General features: G+C 59.6%; 18 protein-coding genes and 2 pseudogenes. 13 read left to right on the forward strand and 7 right to left on the reverse strand.

The window, feature by feature from the left end:
* The 3 genes and pseudogenes from EN857_RS30770 to EN857_RS30790 all read left to right on the forward strand — a co-directional run.
* Window positions 1–126 (forward strand): annotated as a pseudogene (locus EN857_RS30770) (ATP-binding cassette domain-containing protein); the annotation flags it as partial.
* A gap of 717 nt (window positions 127–843) precedes the next feature.
* Window positions 844–1,209 carry a hypothetical protein gene (locus EN857_RS30775; RefSeq protein WP_245493424.1) on the forward strand — a complete coding sequence of 122 codons (366 nt, stop codon included), beginning with the start codon at window positions 844–846 and terminating at the stop codon, window positions 1,207–1,209.
* A 2,607-nt stretch (window positions 1,210–3,816) separates the two neighbouring features.
* Window positions 3,817–4,020 carry a CsbD family protein gene (locus EN857_RS30790; RefSeq protein ID WP_127391079.1) on the forward strand — a complete coding sequence of 68 codons (204 nt, stop codon included), beginning with the start codon at window positions 3,817–3,819 and terminating at the stop codon, window positions 4,018–4,020.
* 195 nt (window positions 4,021–4,215) lie between these two features.
* Here the strand turns inward: EN857_RS30790 and EN857_RS30795 are convergent, their stop codons facing one another.
* Complete coding sequence (locus EN857_RS30795) at window positions 4,216–4,701, reverse strand: cation:proton antiporter (RefSeq protein WP_245493423.1); 486 nt, start codon at window positions 4,699–4,701, stop codon at window positions 4,216–4,218.
* A gap of 346 nt (window positions 4,702–5,047) precedes the next feature.
* The gene (locus EN857_RS30800) at window positions 5,048–6,433 is read right to left on the reverse strand and encodes a DUF6600 domain-containing protein (protein WP_135859560.1); all 1,386 of its coding nucleotides are present in this window, start codon (window positions 6,431–6,433) and stop codon (window positions 5,048–5,050) included.
* A 586-nt stretch (window positions 6,434–7,019) separates the two neighbouring features.
* On the opposite strand from EN857_RS30800, the gene EN857_RS35270 reads away from it, so the two are divergent.
* Complete coding sequence (locus EN857_RS35270) at window positions 7,020–7,208, forward strand: hypothetical protein (protein ID WP_245521665.1); 189 nt, start codon at window positions 7,020–7,022, stop codon at window positions 7,206–7,208.
* An 8-nt stretch (window positions 7,209–7,216) separates the two neighbouring features.
* Here EN857_RS35270 and EN857_RS30815 read toward each other — a convergent pair whose 3' ends face one another.
* Together EN857_RS30815 and EN857_RS30820 are read right to left on the reverse strand one after the other, a co-directional pair.
* Entirely contained in the window at window positions 7,217–8,158 is a 942-nt protein-coding gene (locus EN857_RS30815; protein ID WP_127391083.1) for a LysR family transcriptional regulator, read from the reverse strand.
* 129 nt (window positions 8,159–8,287) lie between these two features.
* Window positions 8,288–9,274 (reverse strand): class I SAM-dependent methyltransferase, encoded by a 987-nt coding sequence (locus EN857_RS30820; protein ID WP_128346003.1) that lies wholly within the window; start codon window positions 9,272–9,274, stop codon window positions 8,288–8,290.
* Between the two features lie 431 nt (window positions 9,275–9,705).
* Here EN857_RS30820 and EN857_RS30825 point away from each other — a divergent pair, with 431 nt between their 5' ends.
* The 3 genes from EN857_RS30825 (at window position 9,706) to EN857_RS30835 (ending at window position 13,134) form a co-directional block, all read left to right on the forward strand.
* Window positions 9,706–10,431 (forward strand): helix-turn-helix transcriptional regulator, encoded by a 726-nt coding sequence (locus tag EN857_RS30825; RefSeq protein WP_245493254.1) that lies wholly within the window; start codon window positions 9,706–9,708, stop codon window positions 10,429–10,431.
* Window positions 10,432–10,538: 107 nt separating this feature from the next.
* Window positions 10,539–11,732 carry an MFS transporter gene (locus tag EN857_RS30830; protein ID WP_187331500.1) on the forward strand — a complete coding sequence of 398 codons (1,194 nt, stop codon included), beginning with the start codon at window positions 10,539–10,541 and terminating at the stop codon, window positions 11,730–11,732.
* A 1-nt stretch (window position 11,733) separates the two neighbouring features.
* Window positions 11,734–13,134 carry a hypothetical protein gene (locus EN857_RS30835; protein WP_127391086.1) on the forward strand — a complete coding sequence of 467 codons (1,401 nt, stop codon included), beginning with the start codon at window positions 11,734–11,736 and terminating at the stop codon, window positions 13,132–13,134.
* A 261-nt stretch (window positions 13,135–13,395) separates the two neighbouring features.
* Here EN857_RS30835 and EN857_RS30840 read toward each other — a convergent pair whose 3' ends face one another.
* The gene (locus EN857_RS30840) at window positions 13,396–14,721 is read right to left on the reverse strand and encodes an amidohydrolase (RefSeq protein ID WP_245493250.1); all 1,326 of its coding nucleotides are present in this window, start codon (window positions 14,719–14,721) and stop codon (window positions 13,396–13,398) included.
* 139 nt (window positions 14,722–14,860) lie between these two features.
* Between EN857_RS30840 and EN857_RS30845 the strand changes: the two genes are divergently transcribed.
* Window positions 14,861–15,592: a LysR family transcriptional regulator gene (locus tag EN857_RS30845; protein WP_189521670.1), complete on the forward strand. Its 732-nt coding sequence runs from the start codon at window positions 14,861–14,863 to the stop codon at window positions 15,590–15,592.
* 236 nt (window positions 15,593–15,828) lie between these two features.
* Here the strand turns inward: EN857_RS30845 and EN857_RS30850 are convergent, their stop codons facing one another.
* Entirely contained in the window at window positions 15,829–16,050 is a 222-nt protein-coding gene (locus EN857_RS30850) for a hypothetical protein (RefSeq protein WP_127391089.1), read from the reverse strand.
* A gap of 258 nt (window positions 16,051–16,308) precedes the next feature.
* On the opposite strand from EN857_RS30850, the gene EN857_RS30855 reads away from it, so the two are divergent.
* The gene (locus tag EN857_RS30855; protein ID WP_127391090.1) at window positions 16,309–17,811 is read left to right on the forward strand and encodes a PAS domain S-box protein; all 1,503 of its coding nucleotides are present in this window, start codon (window positions 16,309–16,311) and stop codon (window positions 17,809–17,811) included.
* A 14-nt stretch (window positions 17,812–17,825) separates the two neighbouring features.
* Here EN857_RS30855 and EN857_RS30860 read toward each other — a convergent pair.
* Window positions 17,826–18,460: pseudogene (locus EN857_RS30860) on the reverse strand (hypothetical protein).
* Between the two features lie 178 nt (window positions 18,461–18,638).
* On the opposite strand from EN857_RS30860, the gene EN857_RS30865 reads away from it, so the two are divergent.
* From EN857_RS30865 to EN857_RS30880, 4 genes are all read left to right on the forward strand, one after another.
* A complete protein-coding gene (locus EN857_RS30865) occupies window positions 18,639–19,388 on the forward strand; it encodes a DUF4142 domain-containing protein (protein ID WP_127391091.1) in 750 nt (249 codons plus the stop codon).
* Between the two features lie 25 nt (window positions 19,389–19,413).
* Window positions 19,414–20,019, forward strand: coding sequence for a general stress protein (locus tag EN857_RS30870; RefSeq protein ID WP_127391092.1), 606 nt, complete (start codon window positions 19,414–19,416; stop codon window positions 20,017–20,019).
* A 120-nt stretch (window positions 20,020–20,139) separates the two neighbouring features.
* Window positions 20,140–20,910 carry an exodeoxyribonuclease III gene (gene xth / locus EN857_RS30875; protein WP_127391093.1) on the forward strand — a complete coding sequence of 257 codons (771 nt, stop codon included), beginning with the start codon at window positions 20,140–20,142 and terminating at the stop codon, window positions 20,908–20,910.
* 89 nt (window positions 20,911–20,999) lie between these two features.
* The gene (locus tag EN857_RS30880; RefSeq protein ID WP_135859562.1) at window positions 21,000–21,323 is read left to right on the forward strand and encodes a YciI family protein; all 324 of its coding nucleotides are present in this window, start codon (window positions 21,000–21,002) and stop codon (window positions 21,321–21,323) included.
* Window positions 21,324–21,793 lie beyond the last annotated feature (470 nt).

The raw sequence follows: 21,793 nt of genomic DNA on the forward strand, positions 1-21,793 counted from the left end.
ATCCGCCAGCGGATCGCCGAGGCTGCGCGTATCCTGGAGATCGAAGCGCTGCTTCACCGACGGCCGTCGCAGCTCTCCGGCGGGCAGCGCCAGCGCGTGGCCATCGGGCGTGCGATCGTCAAGGAGCGTCTCGAAAAGGGCAGCATCCAGCGGATCCGCTAGTGCCCGGCCGGCAACCCTCTAGTGTCGACCTTTCAGGAACCTTTCTCGCGAAGCAGCGAATTCCAATCGGTTCCAATCAAGTCGATCAGACGCCTGGCCTCTTCCTCCTGATGCCAGTCTCCCTCGTCAGCCGCTCTGCCAGCAGCTTTAGACGGGCTTTGCGCTCATCCCCATTGTCGATTGCCGGGCACCGCGAAAGTTAGCTTTTGTTTCGTTGCTAAAAGGCCCGCCGACCGAAGCCGGCGGGAGAAGGTTGGACTTGCCAGGGTCTCTGGCAAAAAAACAACGGGCCGACCCGGCTCTTGTTTCAGCTTTAGCTAAAATGTGAAGCCCGCCGCCAGACGGCAGCGGGCCACATTACAACGGCCGGAAGGCTAGCGGGGTTGGGAACAATCCGGCCGGCAATTTCCAACGAAAGGGGCGAGTTTTTGTTCCGAGGCATTTTTATAGGTCGGCAAAACCTTAGCCCCCCTTTTTCCAGTTTAGGCCCGGCGGTCAAACCCCGAGCCCCTGCCCTTGGCCGCCGGGGTCGTGTGACTCGCGACCATCATCGGGATGGCTATGCGATCGTGCCGCGCGCGTTGCAAGTTCATGTGGAAACTTGCGTGAAAGGGTTGCGGTAGGATTGCTGATTACGCCGTCTCGCCCATATTCGCAGCCATGGTCGCGGGGCATGTTGAATTGGCGCTGTTTGAGCAGACGTTCATCAATCCAAACGGTTTGCATCGGCCGTTTCCTGATCGGGTAGGTGACGCGGCAGAGAAAACCGGAGGGTCGGTTCTGTTCGATGTTCGCGTTGATGGTGACGTAGAGGTTCAGCGGATGGCGGCGATCGGATACGGTGCAACCGGCACGGCGATAATTGTGATGCAAAAGAGCGGGGAACTTAGGTGCGCGTCAGTGAATGGCGACACGCGCTTTCTGGTTGAGGAGCTTACCGCCTGGTACGCGTCACCACTTCACGAGCAAGCGCACGTTGACTATCACGGCACGGCCATAATCTTGCTCGCGAAGCTCCGTAGCGCGGGCCACTTCACCCGTTCCTAGCCGGACCAGCGCGGGATCCTTAAAAAGAAGGGCAGTCTTTTGGCTAAGCGATGGCCCGGCCTGCTTCTACGGGGACTCAGGATAGCAGGCCGGGCCACACTCCACCAACGGACCCGGAGTTTCAGAATATTGGGGACTCAGGTAACGGTTCCACAACTTATCTTTTTGGCGAGTTCCAGCGTGAGGGCCGCGCATGGCCTACGTGCCACACCGCGATTAGGCCCAACCCGCGAATCGAATCCACACACATAGGCGCTCCGTGGAACAAATTCCGATCGGCCAATGACTGCCCCGCGGGTCGTAAAATTGAAACATAGCCGGACCGCGCGGCGATGAACGCCACCGCTCATCGTGTCGGCAATTGGGACAGCTTGGCGTCAACTGCCCCGCTTTGCCAAGATGAGTTTATTTCGCGCTCGTCAGAACAAGCAGGCTACTTTGGGTCGCGACTCTGGGCTCATCCGATTTGAGGATAGAGGAACCCAACACCCACCGCTTTTTTGCCAAGTAGCAGCGAAGATTGACGGGCCTATAACCTCGCCAGCCGGTAGCCTTGCCGGCTAGACCCGGCGGTCAACAAGCGCCCATCCCCGACCGTCGGGCTGCTGCTGGACGCCTTGAGGATGGTCGTGTTTGGTGACAGAATAATAGGGTAAGGGACGACAAATTGAGGGCTGCCGTTATCGCGTTACAGCGGAGTATTCGAACCCGCTGACTTGGTGCTCCAGCGGGTGTTTGACCAAGTGTGCATCGAACGCCGCTTAGCCCAAAAAAGCAAGGAACAGAGGGAAGACCTCGCCGCGGAACTCGTCAGCGTTTACCGGAACGGGATCACGGACGAAGGGGAACTGTTGCAGGCACTTTCTAAGCGCCGCTTGGCTTAGGCCATCACCGCAGTTTTCTGGCGCTAACGGCAGCGCGACATCGTCGGCATGTCCGCCAGCTGCCCGATTGAGTCGCTTACCTAAGCACCCACCAAGCGGTGACCGCCCACAGCAAAAACAAGAGCGCAGCACACGCGATCAATATTGCTCTTAGCATTCGCCACCTTGGCGGCTCAGCCGGCAGAAGCCCAAATTGCTGCGCACGCTCCGTAGCGATTTTCAGCAGGGCCGCAGTGGTTTCGCGTGGCGTCCATCCTTGTGCCTCGGACGTAGTCATCAGCGCTGCGATGGCGGCCTCTAATGCGACTTCACAGTTGACGTCCCGATCTGGGCTACCCCTTGGCAATATCGGTGGTTCGACGGCTCGCGACATGCAGAAACAAAGCCGATGGCGGATGAAAGGTTCCCGCGCGCATCAGGCCTTCCAGTCGCGCCACAGAGCATCAGCTTCGTCCGTTCCATGCCCTAGATGGAAATATTAGCGACTGCTTAACGAAGCCAGCGGCCGCACCAGACTCATTCGCATGGCGAAGGGCATCAAGATCGGCGAGAGGTAGCTATCACCGCGACAGTACGGCGCCGGGTGACGGAAGGACGGGTGAGCGTCTCGATCCTCTCCTACGGCTTCGCGCACCCCATCGTAGACAAGACGTCGACGGCGAAGAAGGGCCAGCCAATCGAACTGATAGGCGACGTCACGCAACGCGCGGGCACGTCTACGCGGTCGTCAGGACGCCGAATGGCAACGAGGACAGGGCCTTGCGGCACCACCACGCCCATGATCCAAGGCACGGCCCCGCCAAGCTCGACATCGGACCCAAAGGCTCAACGAAAGATGAACTTCCGAGTCGGAACGCTTGAGAGGGAAGAGGATTCCAATTGACTATTCGCGGGTTAACCTGTCGCGTCCCTCGACCCCGGCTCTCTCTTCAATTGCTCGGCTTACCCGCATTGCAATGCGGTCGCCGCACCTGAATCGAGCAAGGCGGTGACGCACGACACGTCCCGGCGGGCCTGGTCAATGTGCAGCCCTTCACGGCCGCACAGCGTCGTCCCGCAACTGCCCTCCCGCGCCGGCATGCGCTGGCCGGGATAACTGGGCTTCGCACCGGCGCCATGGGTATCCAAAGGAGCAGCGGAACCGCCAGCCGAGTCTCCTTGCCGAATTATAAGAGCCTCAGACTCACACTACGTCGGTGCAGGCCATCGACAAGGTCGCTCAGAATGCGTCTTGCACGCGTCGCGGGCTATCAATCTTCGTGATCACCTGCGGCGTATCGCCCTTGCGGAGGAACTTCAGGGTGCGGTCCAATTTCCTTTTCGATCCCCCACTTTACGGCAACACTCGGAAAGCATCCCCAAGTGGGCGACGTTCTCACAAGAGAGTCGCAGTGGCAGGCGCAATAAGCTCAAGCAGCTATCAGCCCTCGAATTGGAGCGATCATAGGGTCGGCATAACGCCTGCCTCATCGTCGATCCGCTGATATCGCCACAATGCGCTTAGCACTGATGACGCAGGATGATCTGCAGCATCCTGTTTCGGCGGCACGGGGTTTAGCGTCCAACCTTCCGCCATGCGCCATTAATCTGTTTGCGCACGAAAGCGCTCAACAACCTCTAAGGTTCATGGCGTGAAGGGAGTGCCAGTCCCGACCCGCCTCCTCTGGAACAATAGAGCGCGAACAACCGTTTTGATTTGTGTAAACCCAAGGAGGCTATCGCCATGGACTGGAACCGCGTTGAGGGAAACTGGAAGCAGGTCAAAGGCAAGGTCAAGGAGCAGTGGGGCAAACTCACTGACGATGACCTGGACCGCATCGCCGGCAGACGGGACCAACTCGAAGGCAAGATCCAGGAACTTTACGGGATTGAAAAGGATCGTGTGCGTCGGGATATCGACGACTGGTATGCCCGACAAGGTTGGTAGAATTCCGTGTTGGTAGAATTGCCGTTGGGCCATCGATGGGGAGGCGCTGGCGCGTGCAGCGCCTTTCGTTTTGAGGTGCGCGACTGACGCGCCCCCGCGGAAGAGCGGCGAGCTAGACCGGACTCCAGGACGCCCCGGCTTCTATCTCATGCACGTTTGGAGCTCACCGCTCCGGATCAGCTACACCGACAGGCATCAATCCTCTCTGGAGCGAGCACGAGGCCTCAACCATGAGCGTGAGCGTGGTGAACGGCTGCGATCCATTTGTCGCATCACCGGAGTTACCATCACGCCATGCATAACAATTGAAGTCAACACGGCGAAGCACACAGTCACCCAAAGAATTGTCACACCCTCAAATTCAGCCTGCCCGAGCGCAAATGCGAGGTAATAGAACGAGCCAAGGACGCGGATTCCAAAAAAAGCAATCACGGGCTTTTCGCGTGATGACGCTGGAAATCCGATTAACCCAATCCACCCCGCCAGGGGTCGCACCACGAACAATACCAGGGCGGTAGTGACGATCACCTGCCAGCTCAAGGCGCCAAAAATCGACCCTTCTGCGATGGCTGCTCCAAGGCAGACCAGCAGGACCATCATCAGCAAACGCTCAATCTGCTCCGCGAAGTCATGCAAGCTCTCATGATACTCTTGCTGCCGCTCGACGGACCGTAGCGCCACGGCCGCGATGCTCCATGACTTCTCGTGGAATATCCGCCACGTAACTCCGCTCGCATGCTTCGCTGCTGGCTGGTGGTGCGAGCAGCCTAGTCTTCACCAAAACGCTCGACCGCCAGTCAACGCGCGAGCCTATTTTCTGTTCACCCTCCTCTTTTCTGTTCACCCTCCTCGGCTTCTAGATCATAAGTTCCTGGTTTTCGGCGCATATCGCCATTTCGGATCAATGACGAATGCACACCGCCCAGCCGCCACAGGTGGCCGCGAAGGATAGAAGCCAGGATTGCAGCTGTGCCCGCAGTGCCAACAGCGGGCACCGCGAAGAGCGGTTAGTCTAACCGCCACAAACCTAGCAGTTCGCCTCAGTCTGCGGATCACACGCCTTTTTTTCTTGCTTCTGTGGCTTGGGTTTTACCGCCTGCCCACCCTGCTGCTGCTCGGCGGCGGGTTGCTCCTTGGCCTTTTTCTGCGGCTTGGCCGCCTGCTCGGGCTCGCCCTGCTGCTGCTCGGCGGCGGGCTGCTCCTTGGCCTTCTTCTGCGGCTTTGCCGCCTGCTCGGGCTCGCCCTGCTGCTGCTCGGCGGCGGGCTGCTCCTTGGCCTTTTTCTTCGGCTTTGCCGCCTGCTCGGGCTCGACCTGCTGCTCGGCCGCAGGCTGCTCCTTGGCCTTTTTTCGCGGCTTGGCCGCCTGCTCGGGCTCGCCCTGCTGCTGCTCGGCGGCGGGCTGCTCCTTGGCCTTTTTCTTCGGCTTTGCCGCCTGCTCGGGCTCGACCTGCTGCTGCTCGGCCGCAGGCTGTTCCTGCGTCTTTTTCTGCGGCTTGGCCGCCTGCTCGGGTTCGGCCTGTTCGGTCGAGGCAGCGCCTTCGGTCGGCTTCGATTTCCGGCCAGCTTGAACCTTCTTCACCTCCCCGATATCTTTGATCTCAGCTGGTTTGGCATCGGCATCGGCTTTCACCTCGCCTTCAAAGACCTTGACCGTATTGTTTTCGATTTTGCCAGACTGCTCGGGCGCGTCGGTCTTGCTGACCTTGACGACAGTCACCTCCTGGTTCGTCTCCTTCTCGATCACATCAACATCTATGACTTTGTTGATCACCACGTTGTTATGGATCGTCACATCGCCAACCGGCTCGGCTGCCTCGACAATGCGCACAAATTCCGGCTCATCACGGATAACGACGACAGAAATGTCTGCCGCAAGGAATTCGCGTGTGGGGACAACGACCCAGTAAAAATCCGGCGTCGCGTCGAAGGTCACCTCGATTGAAGTCAAATCCGGATCACGACGCGGCGGCAGCGGAGCCCAAATCAGGTGCTGCCTGTCACGACGCCAACTCACCCAGGCTGGCGCCCAACGAGTGCCCGGGACCCAGTACCAGCCGATGTCGTCGGCATAGCCCCACCGGCCGTAATGGTACGTCGCCCAGCCGAATGGCTCGTCGGATACCCAGAGCCAGCCATACTGCTCAGTATAGACCCAGTGTCCAAGGGTATATGGACGCCAATCGTCAGGTACATCAGCCGGCACGAAAACGGCCGCTCCGTGGTACGAAACCCAGTCACCATGAGAAGAAAGGTCCTGGTAGAATGTGCTGATCGAAACGTTTGTGGCAGCCCGTGCCTCGGACACGAGCGACAATGGCGTAATCGGGTTGGGAATCTCGACGATGGTGAGCAGACAGGCGGCTACGCCGCCCAGCATCAGTCGTACCGCATTTTGAGCAAGGACGCGTTTCATCCCAGTTTCCTCCGAAACAGATCGCCCTTCATCTTTGAAACCCGCCGGCTGTCGGATTGTTCCACTTTGCCCGTATCCGCTCGTGCAACGGCTTGCATCCGAAACGGGCCTAGCCAGCCTCCTTGCTGCTGCGAGGGAGGGAAGGCTGCAAACCCGGGTAGCCCTATCTGACCTTCGAAAGGGCAGCGCGAGAGCAAATCATGGTTCAAACCTTGGAGCGGTGTCGGCTCTCAAGTTGTATGATGAGCTTGTCGCTAATCCGGCGAGGACATCCGCATCAGCGCACATTGCAGCGCCCGGAACCAACGGGGTACCCAGCGGTTCTCTTTTGGAAGGGGTCGCTGGCATGAGGATGCGGCAGTATGGTTGAACTTGTGGTTTTGGAACAGGCGGTCGCCAGGCGACGCATGAAGCGAGCAGAAAAATCTCCCCACCAGGCAAAGGCAATAGTCGGCGAGAGCTGCGGGCTCGCGGTTAGCCTCGCCCTTTGCGCTCGTATGCGGAGCCGCCAACGGCTCGTAGCCAGAGGGCGACTGCCGAAGGCCGTCCCGCCGACAAGTGCAGACTGAGGAGAGCAGTCGCGATGTTGTTTGAACCTCTCAACATGGATGGCCGAAAGCGAAGCGCCATCTACCACGCAGCACGGCTTTCGATGCTGCGCGAGCGGCTAGCCAAGAAGCTCGAACAGGTGGACCAAGCAGCCGATCAGGTTGAACAGGCGGCGGCCGATTTGGTTGAGGCCGCGCATCAGCCCGCCGTCCTCGCCAGAGGCTGAACCACCGCTCATGTGCTTCGCCCGGGTCGAGCAGCATTTGTTCCCGAATTGCTGGGCGTATCCCCTGCCCTATTCCTGGCAACAGCAACCAACCGGAGCACAGAACGCTTTGGATTCGAGTCGAGCCAGACAGCCCTGATTGAGCTGACACTGTTTTGCCCTGCCAGCGGTTTCCACATCGTGGATTCGATGGCGGTCGTCCTGGCACAGCTTTCCTCGGCCAAAGTAAAGCCCTCCCCAAGTTGCACCTTGAGAGCGACCGTCGCTTGGTTCGCTCGGCACGTCTGCACTGCCGGGCCGCCGGTTGCTGCGATGCGCTCCAACAGTCGCAGGTCGAATAGCGGCCCCTCTGGCCCGACTGGAACGAGCAAGCACATTTCTGCAAGATCGGACCATGCGACCACGGGCCTGTCGACGAGCGAGTGAGACGCCGGCAAGAGGACGAAGAGGCGCTCGTGCCAAAACACTTCGCTGCAACAGGAAGGGACGGCGCCAAAGTCGTGAGTGAACACGAGGTCGAGGTGCCGGCGGCGTATGGCTGACAGCCACCGCCCCGCGGGAACATCCTCGATGCTAAAGCTCACGTCCGGGTAGAGGCTGCCGAAGCGAGCGATGATGCCTCTTAGGAATTCTCCTCCCCTCACACAACACAATCCAATCCGGAGCGTCTTTGCGTCCTTGTCTCCGACACGGTCATCGAAAGCGTCCAGCAATCCTTCGTAGTGAGCTCGCACAACATCGATCCAGGCTCGACCCGGCTCCGTCAAACGAACGCCGCGGACATCGCGTTCGAACAATTGGACTTCCAAGTGTTGTTCGAGCTTGACGATGTTTCGGCTCACGGAGGATTCTCGAACCCTCATCGCCCTTGCCGCCCGCCTCAGGCTGCCATGATCGACCGCTGCAAGGGCGTACGCCAGTAGCCGCAACGCGTTGCCGTTCGGCGTCATGCCTCGGGCGCTTTGCCGACGGGGATGGTGTCAGTTTCGGCGCAAGGCGTTCCCATTCTTCGTTGGTGCAGGAGGCAGTCAATAGGTTCCCTCCGTGCGCGCGGCTGAAGAAGTTCGCCGAGGCACATTTCACGGGTCGGCATGATCCGTCAGGCTTCGATACAAGCCCCCTTCGTAGACATACTCATGTGGAATGGCCGGGTCCGCCATCTGCGAGACGTACAGGTTAAGATTTTCCCGGCTGTTGCTCGCCGCAAGGCTGCAGAAATTTCCGCTGTTCCAGGTCATGACGCAGTGTTTGAAATGCGTCCCTACAGCGCGCGACATCTCCTCAAGCGTTACCTCGTTGTTGAACATCGTGGTCAGCACCGCGGTCTTCTTAGCCTCGATCTGCTCTTGCTGGAAGTAGCGAGCCTTGAAGCCGAAATCCTTCTGGTACTCGCGGCGCAGATAGTCGCTGTCGTCAACCGCCCGAAATTTCTCGAGGAATACGAAGATGCCTCCTTCCTTGAGATGCTGCGCCACGAACTCAATCTGTTTGGGTCTGTTCGGCGAGTACATTTGAAAGGTGGTATCTTCGAGGATTATGTCGAATCCGGAAGCGAATTTGCCCAACCGGGCGTTTGAATTGAGGACGGCCTTGGTCAGTCGATGGAACGGGCCGACAAAGAACTCGGCGTCTGGCGGTTCGCCATATGCCATGAAGCACTTGTAATTTTCCGCGTTAGGACTGCAGGAGAGGCTGTGGATTTGCCCGCGGGACAATTCCGACAGTGTTCTCGCCATGGTGCCCTCCGCTGTGCCAAGGCTATATAACGACAGCTGGGCACCGCGAATTCGTGCATATCTCAGCACGCCGTAAGCCATCCGGCACTCCTCCTCCAACCGGTAGGGAATGCTGCTGTGATAGTGCTGATCGAAGAAGCCTTGTCGTGCCGCATGCAAGCCGATCAAGTCGCGAATGAGGTTATCGTTCGGAAGAAGCCTGGAATCGACCTCGGGCTTGCGTGTAGGCATTCCGCTTTCGCCGGCTGCCGTCGTCGCGAAAAAGCCTGACAGTTCGTTGATCCGCGGGGCGCGGTCGCATTCAGCCAGAAAGTCGTCGAGTCCTCGCATCGAATTGTGCCTCCCACTACCCGTGTGATCGGTGAGATGCCTCAACTCGACAAGTGCACCAAGATTAGCGCCGAGTAATATTCTTGGTGGTCGAGTATTAGCGGAGGCGAGGAATAGAATGGCCTTGTAGAAGCGGCTTCCATCGAATTGCGATTTTTTCGCTCGCGCCACATCAACCGACAACTCTGAATTATTTGTGAGTTGTCCAACAACCTATGGTTAGGCACAAACAGGAGGATGAGTAGTCACCGAAGGAGTCGCTTCGATTGGCGGATATTTTTTGCCTCGACCCGACCACATTCCGCCGTTCGCGGCACCAAACCCTTGTTCACCAATATGAGAGCTGGGGGAACATACGCGCAGACGTAATTAAGAGAACGGGTTTAGAGCGGCAAGAAACGAGAATTGCCTACCCCCGGCATATGTTCTTGATGAACTTGAAGGGTGCCGCCCGGCGCGGAGAAGACTTCGTCGACGGTCGCCGGTTTTCTTTTTCGGCTAGGCGGCCCGGTTCGATTATCTACATCCCCGCCGACAGCGAATGGACTGGTTGGGATGAGGGTGACGCAATCGCCTCATACCTGCTCGTGTCCATCGCGCAGGAGTTCGCAGATGAGACCTTCGAAGGATTTGCATCCTACCGCCGGGCGGGACTGCCCCCGTGGATCGGATTCCGTGACAACACCATAGAAGTGGCGTTGCAGAGAATAGCCGCCGAGCTCAGGTTTCCTGATCCAATAAGCACGACGATGGTGGAGAGCCAGGTCACGCAATTGTTCGTGCAAATGGTCAGGTTGAACCGAACCGGCCGCAAGCTGGCAAAAGGCGGTCTCTCGACTTTCGATCTCAAGCGCGTCGTGGGAATGATGGAGCCATCCCCAGACGCCAAACCCACGCTGACCGATCTAGCAAAAGAGCTAGGTATCAGCCGTTTTCATTTCGGCAGGGCGTTCAAGCAGTCGACTGGAATGACGCCGCATGCCTTCATCGCGCAGCGTCGATTGGTACAGTCCGCGGACATGTTGCGGTCGACGGATTTGTCGGCGACAAAAATCGCGATGGAATGCGGCTTCGCAAGCTCAAGCCACCTCACGACCGCGTTCAAACGCGCCTTTGGCACGAACCCCATAGAGTTTCGGCGCAAATCCAGGATCTAGCCCGGAGCCCCTTTTATTCAGCAAGGAATTGAAAGGCTCGGCATCCCGTTAAATCCGACATCGCCGGAGTGGGCATGACATGCGGTCAATGGATGGGTGGGCCGCCGATGTCACGCGAAGTTCGGTTTCATTATGCCAAAGGAACGCTCCGTGAGCCCCGCGCTTTCATTGGCTTCCTTGCCAGTGCGTTGTCCGCGTCTGTCGGACGAAACGGCTACTACATCGCATGCTCATGGACCCTCGTCGAAGCAGGGTATGGAAGCGCGAGTGTCGCGACGTTGCTCGCGATCGTCAGCGTTGTCGAATTTGTCGCGAGCCCCCTGGCTGGCGCAATGGCGGATCGGTTTGACAGACGACTGCTGAATATCGCAGCGGACGTTAGTCGCTTTGCCGTCATGCTCGCCATAGCCTGCGCGCTTCCCTATCTGGACTTGTTTCCAGCGATCTGGTGTTCAGCGATTCCCTTTGCGCTATGTGACCGAGTTGCACTTACGAGTTCGCAGTCAATGATCCCTCTCGTTGCGGGAGGCGATCTGACAGCTTCATATTCCATTGTCTTCTTCGTCACGCAGTTCGGATGTCTTGCGGCAGCGCTGCTCGTGGGTGCGTTACCAAACGACCATTCCGCTACCCTGGTGTTCGTCCTCCTTGCCGTATGTTTTCTTGTTTCGGCGGGAAGCTTGTCCTGCATTCGTGGCGGCTCGGCGTCTGGCGAACGCAAAGTCAACGGGCTTGCTCTCAATATTGACGGGCGCCTGGTTCGTCTCTTCGCCGTCTACGCGCTCCTATATGGAGGCGCGGTTTTGCTCAGCGTGATGGGATCTAGCTTCGTTTTCGTAGAACAGAAGGGCACTGCCGCGGACTTCGCTCGCGTCGAGGCAGCCTGGTCGGCGGGTTCTCTGATCGGAGCGGCACTGCTCAGTCGGCTGACAGGAACGATAAGTCCTCATACATTGCACCTCATGGTTTTAGGTTTAACGGCGCTCGCGCTGATGGCGCTGGTACCTTTGCGCGCGCCCTGGACATTGACCATGTTTGCCGCGCTTGGGTTTCTCTACAATCTGGGCCGGGTCAGCGTCGAGGTCACACTGCAGTCGCGTGTACCCGATAAGGCCTTGGGCAGAGCCAAAGGTGCCATGCACAGCCTCGCAGTCGGGCTTGGGTTTGTCATTTTCAGTATCGCAAGCGTTTTGGGAGACCAGGCCTTTCCGTCGACGATCTTCCTCGGTTTCGCTGTGGTGCTTCTGTTCGGCGTTTCTGCCTTGAGCATCAACGTGGCTCGGCAAGAGGGGGATCCATGACGTGCATGAGCTAGCAGGAGCCGCAGGAGCGAAACAGGCCGTACTCAGATCGCTGGCGACACTCTACCCGTGGATGCAACACTACTATTCCCGTCCGATCCGCGACTACGCGGCCAGGCTGTACGAGGCACCAGTTTCGACAGCCATGCCTGAAAGTCGGCAATACGCTCTGGCCAAGCTGCTCGACGCGATCAAAAACGCCGGGAAGCGAAATGGATTGCCGATCGACGCGGTCGCAGAAATCTGCAGGGAATTTGAAGAGCGTCGCGTTTTGCAGACGGGTCCTCACCTGCTGCTCCTGATAGACCCGGAGGCTTACTACACTCACATCCTTAGCCTCGTGGGCCTCTCGGCGCATGGCTGCTCTACCTACCTGTCCTATGCCGTTTCCACGGTGAGCCTCGTTGAAAGGGCTCGCAAGGGCCCGGGCTGGCTCACAATTGATCAGACGCCGATCAACGTCTTCGGCCTCACCCGAAGCCGCATGATCGGGTACAGCCTTCTGACTGGGCCTGGAGCCTATCGGTTCGAACTGGTGCCTGCGGAACAAGGCGCTGAGCCAGACGCGCTTGCGGTGCTTCACAATCTTCTGCCGAAGGGCCAATTCGAACGGCCAGCACATGCCATAAAGGAAGCCAATTGCAGCCTGTGGCCGAAGCTGTTTGGAAGCCGCTTTACCTTCTTGCAGATCGACGACGAGGATATTGCCGACCTGGTGGCGGACCATCTGTCGGAAAAGAACTCCTGGCTGCGTACGAGGCTGCTGGAAGACCCAAGGCTCGCGTTGAATATGCTTGCAGAGATCGACAGGCTTGCAGACGGCCCCTGGAGTGGCTGGCTCGCGCGCGGTACCGACTTCTTCTGGTTCTATCAAAACGGAAGGCGCCTGCCACTGCGGCTGGTCGCTGGCGAACTCGTCAATCCGGCAACAGGGTTGAAGATGGTTCGCTTCGAGGCTTCCGAAATCATCGAGCGGTTGGCCGACCGCAGTCTAATTCCGAATCTCCTCCTCATGTTTCTGGTCGTGTCGGTCCTGCCGGGCGTCCGCGCGCTCGGAGGCAGTCATCAGCCGGTCTACTACCCCCTCATGCGCTATGTGGTCTGCCGCGCACTCGAGGCTGGAGATGTGGATGCCGATCTGCGGGAGGCTCTCGTGGCCGATGATCTACCTGGCGCTTGGGGACACCGAGTAATTGAGTGCGATGACGATCTCTTGGACGTTTTTCGAAACGGAGACATGGCCGTGTCCAGCGATATCATGGACCGGCTCGGAAAAATTCCCTTCGCAAAAGCCTGTGGAAGTATGACCAGTTTTACTTCGGACGCGTCGTGGCAAGAGCTTAGCAGACAGTTGGGCGAGCAGGCGATCTCCCCCACTGATGCGGAATGGGCCTTTTCCTGAGCAGAGCAGTAGGCGCAGGACATCACGCTCAGTCGAGCGATCTGTTCTGGAGATATCGATCAGTCCGCTGCGCTAACGGCTTATCGATGACATGCCCCTGCGAACGGTTCAGTCAGGAGACGCAGCGCAACTACCTGCGCGACCTCGGACGGTCCGCGAATCTCCTGAGGTTGGAACAAGGACTGTTCCCGCAGACCGCAGCACGGCTTCCCGGCTATGGCAGATGAAGTCGGAGCAGTGCGACCGCAGCTTATCGCTTTCTCAGACAGGACTCACTGCGCCGTCAGTGTGAACAGCGAGATACTGCGCCCGGCGTGCGAACAGGCCCGGCACCACCGCGTGGACCTCGGCAATCAATTCCTGCACGTCCGCAGTCAGGAGGTTGCCGTTCTCGACCAGGATCTTTCCATCGACCATTGTCATATCGACGTCGCTACCGCGGACAGCGTGGACGAGGTTGTGGTGCAGGTTGAAATAGCGCCCGCTCATCAACGGCGTCATGCGCGGCGTGTTCGTGCGAACTGCGATGATGTCCGCTTTCTTGCCAACCTCCAACGAGCCGAGCTCATGTTCGAGGCCGATGCTGCGCGCTCCCGTGATCGTGCCCATGCGGAGCACATCCCAAGCGTCGAGCGCCCCCGCGTTCAACGTGTTGAGCTTGGCCAGCAGCGACGCGCACTTCATGTCGTCAAACATGTCGAGATTGTTGTTCTCTTTTTCACCGTCGGTGCCGATGCCGACCGCCACGCCGGCAGCCAGGAGCTTCTCGACGGGCGCCGTGCCGCTCGCAAGCTTCATGTTGCTGACGGGATTGTGGACGACCCCCACCCCGTGCTCGGCGATGATTTCAATTTCGCTGTCGTCTAGCCAGACGCAGTGGGCGAGCAGCACCTTCCTCGGTTCGAATAGCCCAAGATGCCGAAGTGCGTCGACAGGCCTCAGCCCGTAGCGGCGTTTCATTTCGCGCAGTTCGATCTCAGCTTCATTGCTGTGGGTATGGAAGCCGGTATCGAACTTCCTGGCGAGATCGATCACGCCGGCATACTTGTCTTCGGTCGCGTAGAAGGCGTGCTCCAGGCCGACCCAGACATGGATGCGGTCGTCGCATTTGCGGTGCCATTCCTCCAGCAGCCGCTCATTCGTCTCCAGCGTCTCGAAATAGTTGTAGTCGGGATGCTCGCCCACGTAAGGCACGAGCACCGAACGGTTGCCGATCGTCGCCGCCGCGCGCGCGCTGCCATCCATGTAGCGCCACATATCGACAATCGTCGTGGTGCCCGACAGCACCGCCTCCGCATAGCACAGCCAGGAAGCAACTTCGGCCTCGCGCGGGTTCAGCACCCTGTGCATCGGGTCGATGAACATCCTTAGCCAGTCCCAGACGGGAAGGCCCTCCGCTGTCCCGCGCAGAATGCCCGAGTGGCAATGCGCGTTGACTAGCCCGGGCATCAGCAGCCGGTTCTTCAGCCGGCGAAGCTCGGCGCCGGGATTTGCCGTTTCGAGCGACCCCCTGTCGCCAATCGCGGCGATCCTGTTGCCGCGAACAAGCACAGCGCCATCGGCAATGACCCGATCTTCGCTGTCCATGGTGATGACGGTGTCGGCAGAGATCAGAATGTCTTTTGTCATGGCCTGACGCTACACCGGCGACCGTTGATGACAAGCGCATAGATTCGGGCATAGTGTTCGCAAAAATAGGACGAATGCTTGACGAATGGATGGCCGCATGCCCTTGATCACGCAGGCAGCCCGGGTGTTGGAAATGGTTGCGCGCTATGGCTCGATCCGGCGCGCCGCGGAACGGGTTAACTCGGCTCCGTCGGCCATCAACCGGCACATCTTGAACCTCGAGGCCGAATTCGGCACTCCGCTTTTCGAGCGGCTGCCGCGCGGCATGCGCATGACCGAAGCCGGAAAGGTCGTGGTCGAGCGGATCAGAGTGTGGCAGTTGGAGAACCAACGCGTTCTGGCCTCTGTTGGAAACTTGAAGGGGCACCCGGGCGGGCACATCAGGGTCGGCTTGATGGAATGCCTGGCGGCGGAGTTCCTGCCGCAAGCCTTCAGCGGTTTACGGCTTGAACATCCTGGTGCCTCGCTGCACGCGACGGTCGGGGGCACAGCCGAAATCGCGCGTCAGCTGACGGCCGACGAAATCGATCTCGCAATCACCTTCAATGCGCCTCGCGACGCCGGCCTCAAGATTGTGCATGAGACGCGCTTTGAAATGGGTGTCGTCATGCGGCCGGATCATCCCCTCGCCGACCAGGCGGAGGTACACGTCGACGACCTGTTCGATCACCCTCTCATCATAGCCGACAATTCACTCACGATCGGTCCGGTCGTGGACGATATGCTGGAGCGCTCGCGAAGGCCGCCGATCAGGACGGTGACGACGAACTCGGTGACAATGCTGAAGACCATGGTGGCCCAGGGAATGGGAATCAGCATACTCACCTGAATCGACGTCTTCAGCGAGGTTCGTGCCGGAAGCCTCGGTTTCAGGCCGCTGGCCGGAGCGCGCATGGTCGAGCTGCTGTCCGTTGCGGCGCGAGACGTCAAAGCACTCAATCCAGCAACGCGCGACCTCGCGCATATCATCGGCGCGACACTGGAAAGCCTCAGTCTGACCGGACCGTGAGTCCCGATCCGCCAAGGGTCCCTTCCGGGCGAGTAGACAATACCCGGCTCCGCCTATCACCGCGTCCTTCCGTCTTCTTTCTTGGCGAGTCGGTCCAGCAAGGTCTTAAGCCGATTGGGCAACCACTTTTCAACGCGAAAGATCGGCAGCCCACGCAGATGCCACCGCACCGCCTCGCTCGCAAATTGGCGGCGCAGCAATTCGGCCAGCTTCTCGCGTCGATCGCCGGGCATTATTCTTGAACCCGGTCCAATCAAATTTGTTCCTGTATCGATCACCAGGCTTAAGCCGTGTTGCCTCAGAGCCTCGTATGTCGAGTCGGCCCCCAGGGACCCCAGGCAAGCGATAACGACTGACGGCCCTAATCAATGTCACACCCGAAGTCCCTATTGCGAAACTGCGCAAGGCGCATATTGTTTGGCATAGTCGGGGTCGTAATCGACAGTCCAAGGACATGGGCCGTGGACGCGGTGCTAAGTTAGGTGGTTTGGTCGAGGATTTGGTCGAACTAATAGAGCCGTCCGGGGTAAAGGGCCATGAGTAATGCGGCCATGGGGCGAGCCCAGCGTGAGCCAGCCGAGGGCGATATCGTCCGCGAGCAAGCCGTCCTCTTTCGCCTCACCGACCGACTTTACCGAGCCAACGGCCTTGGGGAGATATATGATGCAGCGCTGAATGCCATATGCGATGCCCTCGGTTCGTCGCGCGCCTCGATCCTGAGATTTGACAGCCACGGAGTCATGAGCTTCGTCGCGTGGCGCTCACTCTCTGAAGAATACCGCGAGGCAGTTAACGGCCACACGCCGTGGACACGCGGTGAACACAATGCCGAGCCAATCTTTGTTGAGGATATTCGTCTCAGCGGTGAATCTCGGCAACTCATCGACACGGTCCTTGGCGAGGGAATCGAAGCGCTGGCCTTTATCCCGCTTGCCAGCTCCCACGAGCTCATCGGCAAGTTCATGGTCTACTATCCAGCACCCCATCGCTTTGCCGATCGTGAACGCGAACTTGCGTTGACCATTGCCCGTCAGCTCGGGTTTGCGATTGAACGGAAGCGGGCGGAAACAACGGCAGCGCGACTGAGCGCGCTCGTCGAATCCTCGGATGATGCAATCATCGCGACCGATACGGATGGCATCGTCACGGACTGGAACAGCGGCGCCGAGCGTCTCTACAGCTACGGCCGCAAGGAAATGATCGGACGCCCGCTCATGTTGCTGATACCGCCCGATCGCCAGAATGAGGAGCGGGAGATTCTGGCGCGCATTCGCAATGGAGAACATGTCGACCATTTCGAGACCGTTCGCCTGCGCAAGGATGGCAGCAGCATTCCCATCTCTTTGACCGTTTCCCCAATCGCGGACGCGTCTGGCGCAATTGTCGGTGTCTCCAAGATCGCCCGTGACATTTCCGAGCGGCTGCGCGCGCAAGAGCAGCGGGAGCTGCTGCTTCGCGAGATGGACCACCGCGTGAAGAATCTCTTTGCCATCGCAAGCTCCATCGTCAATTTGAGCGCGTCAGCCGCTGAAACGCCGGCCGCGCTGGCCTCCACCGTTTCTGACCGGCTCGGCGCCCTCGCGCGGGCGCATGCGCTGACGATGTTCCCCTCGACTGGCCCCTCTGTTCAGGTCGCGACGAGCCTACATGCATTGATCGCCGCAATCCTCGCGCCATACCGCCATGGAGCTGACGAGCATCCCCGCTTCGCGATCAGTGGCATCGATATGCCGGTCCCTTCAGCGATGATCACGCCGCTTTCTCTCTTGCTACACGAATTCGCCACCAACGCTGCCAAACATGGCAGCCTCTCGGCGGCCGCCGGCTCAATAGAGATCGCTTGCTCCAATAGCGACGGTAAGGTGACTGTCCAGTGGAGGGAGGTAGGAGGACCATCTCCAGTCGAAACCGAAGACGAAGGTTTCGGGAGCCGCTTGGTACGCGCCGCCGCGAGTGAGCTTGGCGGAGTCGTCCGAGATTGGGACCCCGCCGGAATTGTCCTTGAGATCACGATCGATATTGAAAGATTCTCGGCCTGATGCCGAGCCGCTTGTCAGCGCAGCAGCCCATCGCCCTCAAAGTCTTCCCGCGCAGTTTGGCCTTCGTGCTTTCGTCTCGGTCATTCCTGGCTGAACGGGGAGCCTCACGCAGCCTCTTCTGCGCACGCTTGATTGCCGCCTTGGCGGCGGCCCGTCGGCGGTTCTCCGCGGCTGTCGCCGCATCCTCGTTACGCCAGACTGTGACCAGGTCGCGGTCGAGCACATCCTCGATATGGCGCGGGTCGAACACGTGGAACGTGATCTTCCTGGCGCGGCCGCGAAGCTTGACCGTCCTGGTCCCGGCGCTCTGCAAACGTCCGGTTTTTAGCCAGCGGTGGCGCTCGCCGGGCGAGATCGTCAGGATGTCCTCGACTTCGCGCGGGATCACCGGCAGGTCTTCGATGTCCTGCATGGCTTTGGACACGATCGCCGTTGCCGCATCGACATCTGCCTCAGAGGCCTCCGGCAGTCGCAAGGACAGCACCCGGGATTCGATGTGAAGCAAGTTTCTGAGCGCAGACGGCAGACGCGAGCGGATCTCTAGGAAAATGCCCCTCGTCCGCATGGACGATCCCAGTGTCGCCGCCGGCGACAGCGGCCACTCGGCGATCAATTTTGAGGTCGGGTCGATTTTTGGGCGCGCGGGCATGCCGGAAAGATAAGGTGTCCCGCCTGCAAACACTACCCGACGCCCCGTGCACTTTTTTGCACAGACGCGAAACTCGGAACGCCAATTTCTCAGTGCGGGGGTGGCACCGATTGTTGGAACAAACGCTGCGCCCCTCTGTTTGTCTTCCAGGCACAATTCTGTGCGTTGGAGGATATCCATGAAACTTCATTTGCTATCGGCTGCGCTCTGCACGGCGGTCGGACTGGGTTTTGCCCATCCGGCGCTCAGTGCCGAAAAGGCGCAGGATTTCATCAACAAGGCCGCGCAAGGTGGGATCTTCGAAGTCGAGTCCAGCAAGATCGTCCAGGGCAGGGCGAAAGATCAGGCCATCAACGACTTTGCCCTGAAAATGATTACCGATCACGGCGCCGCCAACGCCAAACTGCAGTCGATCGCCGGCGAGCAGAAATTGCAGGTTCCGGCTGACACGGACGCCAATCACAAGAGTGACCTCGAGGCGTTAAGATCCACGAACGGGGCACCCGACCAGTCTTACGTGAAGATGCAGCAAGACGCGCACGCCGACGCGGTCAAGCTGTTCCAGGACTATGCGGCCGACGGCGACAACGCGGATCTCAAGGCATTCGCACAGCAGACGTTGCCGACACTCAAGATGCATCAGGAGATGATCGAAAAGATTGCCTCCGGCAAAACCGACAATACGGCAACGACCAGCACCGCACCCGCGGCGACAGACACAGACCAGAACGTATCTGCTCCGGTGCCTGGAGCGAACAGCTTTACGGAAGCCCAGGCGAAATCACGGATCCAGGATGCCGGCTTCGCCAATGTCAGCTCATTGACGAAGGACGACCAGGGCATCTGGCGCGGCACCGCCGAGAAAGACGGAAAGCAGGTAGCCGTAGCGCTCGATTTCAAAGGCAACGTGGTTGCCGGCGCTCAATAACCGAACTCATACGATGGAGTGAAACATGACGACTGTCACCGGACTTTTCGATGACTATCAGGACGCGTCCGACGCAGTAAGCGAGCTGGAAGCGATTGGCGTGCCGCGAGACGACATCAGCATCGTGGCGAACAATTCCGACAATTGGTATCGGCGGGACGAGACCTCGGAAGCCGGCGACGATGCCGCGGCCGGCGCGAGTCTGGGAGCGCTCGTGGGCGGCGCGGGCGGCCTCCTTACCGGGCTCGGAATCATGGCCATACCCGGTGTCGGGCCTGTGGTGGCGGCCGGCTGGCTAGCTGCTACGGCAGTCGGCGCGGTGGGCGGCGCGGTGGTTGGCGGAGCTGCCGGCGGAATTGTGGGCGCGCTGACGGAATCCGGCGTTCCTGAACGCGATGCTCATGTCTATGCCGAGGGCGTTCGCCGCGGCGGCAGTCTCGTGACTGCCAAAGTCGACGATCGGCTCACCGGCGAGGCTGAACGCATCCTGCGAGGCGAGCGTTCCGCCAACCTGGACGAGCGGCGAAGCGCTTATGAGGCCAGCGGGTGGACGGGATTCGACGCGACCGCAGAGCCTTATGATGACATCGAGGCCGAACGCGATCGCGTTCGCCGAACCACACCACTCTAAAAATGAGGCCCCGTCGAACTCACGACGGGGCTTTATCTTGCCGGGCGCACGAGGCATCCGAATTTTTGATTGTCTGCTCATCAGGTACATCTAAGGCAACCCCACGCAGGAATAGAGGGGATGACCCGGATCGCCACCTTCAACGTCAATGGTGTCAATGGGCGCCTGCCGGTGCTGCTGAAGTGGCTTGGCGAGACTGACTACGACGTGGTCTGCCTTCAGGAACTGAAAACATCGGACGTCAAATTTCCGATCGAGGCGATTCGGGACCTCGGCTTTAGCGCAATCTGGCACGGCCAGAAATCCTATAACGGCGTGGCAATCCTGGCCCGAGGGAGGGATCCGGTCGAGCGCCGCCGCGGCTTGCCGGGCGACCCCGATGATACGCATAGCCGCTATCTCGAGGCGGAAATCGACGGTCTCATCGTCGGCTGCATCTATCTGCCCAATGGCAATCCCGCGCCAGGGCCAAAGTTCGATTACAAGCTCCGTTGGTTCGAGCGTCTCGTCACCTACAGCCAGTCGCTGTTGGGCGAGCGCGCGGTGCTTTGTGGTGATTACAACGTCGTGCCCACCGAAATAGACGCCGCTGTTCCGGCGCGCTGGCTGGGCGATGCCGTCTTCTTCCCCGAAAGCCGGAAAGCCTATGCCCACATGCTAACCTTGGGTTGGGTGGATGCGGTGCGTCGTATCCATCCAGACAAGGGCATATACACCTACTGGAACTTTTCCTATCGCGGCGGCTACGACCGAAGCTCAGGGCTGCGGATGGACCACCTGCTCGTAAGCCCGTCCCTTGCGAAGAGCATTCTGGCCGCGGGAGTCGATGTCGAGACCCGAGGATGGGAAAAGCCGAGCGATCACGCACCCGCCTGGATCAACGTCGGTTAAGACCCTTTGCGCAATTGCAGTTGCAGAAAGTCTGCCCGGCAGCCGTCGCCCACGCTTCACGTCGAAACCCCTGAAAGGAGACCTCTGAAATGCCAAAGTTCGTTACGATCCAATATGGCGATCGGGCCGGATATGACCGCACGCCCCAACCCGTCAGGGATGCCGCTCATGAACAGGACGCGAGGTTACGCTCCGAAGGCGCCCTGATAGGCAGGGCGGGGATGCCGGTACAGGTGCGCAACCCGGCTTCGTCGGGGGTGGAAACTCGCGATGGTGCGTTCATGTCGTCAGAACTGCCGATCGCCGGATTTGCAGTGATCGAAGCTGCTGACCTCACCGAGGCAATCGACAAAATCTCGCAGGTCCCCTGTGCAGTCGCGCATGGCGTCGTCGAGGTGTGGCCTCTGGGCTGAAAATCCAGTGCAGTCTTGCCTGAATGCTCCGCTAGGCGTCCGAGGCGGCCACGGCGCTGATGGTTCACCGCAATGAGGAGGCCCATGCGGGCATCAAGCGGGGGCTCGAGAAGGTTTCGCATAATAAGGTGTAGCCAACTCTTCGCGCCCCACAGGTGTAGCTGCGGAGGTACGACAATCGGAGGTGAACGGCCCTGTCATGGGCGCGAAAACCCCTGCGCCCGTCGCCATGGACGACGCCCGTGCCGATTGCGAGGCGCGCCGGGACCACCTTTCGAGTGCGAAGTGTGAACTTGGAGAGGCGTGTTTGAGCGGCTTCAACGTCAGTAGCCAGGTTCTTGCGCGTCCCAGCGACAATGGGCGGGGAAATCGAGAAGATGGTGGAGGGAGGCAGCCAGTACGGATCCAACTGAGAGCCGGCCGAGTCGCTGCAAGCGACTCGGCAATGACGGAGACAAGCTCCACTGGCA

It is taken from the genome of Mesorhizobium sp. M4B.F.Ca.ET.214.01.1.1, from assembly GCF_004791545.1.
In the GTDB taxonomy this organism is placed as follows: Bacteria; Pseudomonadota; Alphaproteobacteria; order Rhizobiales; family Rhizobiaceae; genus Mesorhizobium; species Mesorhizobium abyssinicae.

Excerpts from the sequence above, each read along its gene's own strand:
- EN857_RS30790 (WP_127391079.1), top strand. The coding sequence starts at position 3,817 with ATGGACTGGAACCGCGTTGAGGGAAACTGGAAGCAGGTCAAAGGCAAG.
- EN857_RS30800 (WP_135859560.1), bottom strand. The coding sequence starts at position 6,433 with ATGAAACGCGTCCTTGCTCAAAATGCGGTACGACTGATGCTGGGCGGC.
- EN857_RS30815 (WP_127391083.1), bottom strand. The coding sequence starts at position 8,158 with ATGACGCCGAACGGCAACGCGTTGCGGCTACTGGCGTACGCCCTTGCA.
- EN857_RS30820 (WP_128346003.1), bottom strand. The coding sequence starts at position 9,274 with ATGCGAGGACTCGACGACTTTCTGGCTGAATGCGACCGCGCCCCGCGG.
- EN857_RS30825 (WP_245493254.1), top strand. The coding sequence starts at position 9,706 with ATGAACTTGAAGGGTGCCGCCCGGCGCGGAGAAGACTTCGTCGACGGT.
- EN857_RS30830 (WP_187331500.1), top strand. The coding sequence starts at position 10,539 with ATGTCACGCGAAGTTCGGTTTCATTATGCCAAAGGAACGCTCCGTGAG.
- EN857_RS30840 (WP_245493250.1), bottom strand. The coding sequence starts at position 14,721 with ATGGACAGCGAAGATCGGGTCATTGCCGATGGCGCTGTGCTTGTTCGC.
- EN857_RS30845 (WP_189521670.1), top strand. The coding sequence starts at position 14,861 with ATGCCCTTGATCACGCAGGCAGCCCGGGTGTTGGAAATGGTTGCGCGC.
- EN857_RS30855 (WP_127391090.1), top strand. The coding sequence starts at position 16,309 with ATGAGTAATGCGGCCATGGGGCGAGCCCAGCGTGAGCCAGCCGAGGGC.
- EN857_RS30865 (WP_127391091.1), top strand. The coding sequence starts at position 18,639 with ATGAAACTTCATTTGCTATCGGCTGCGCTCTGCACGGCGGTCGGACTG.
- EN857_RS30870 (WP_127391092.1), top strand. The coding sequence starts at position 19,414 with ATGACGACTGTCACCGGACTTTTCGATGACTATCAGGACGCGTCCGAC.
- xth (WP_127391093.1), top strand. The coding sequence starts at position 20,140 with ATGACCCGGATCGCCACCTTCAACGTCAATGGTGTCAATGGGCGCCTG.
- EN857_RS30880 (WP_135859562.1), top strand. The coding sequence starts at position 21,000 with ATGCCAAAGTTCGTTACGATCCAATATGGCGATCGGGCCGGATATGAC.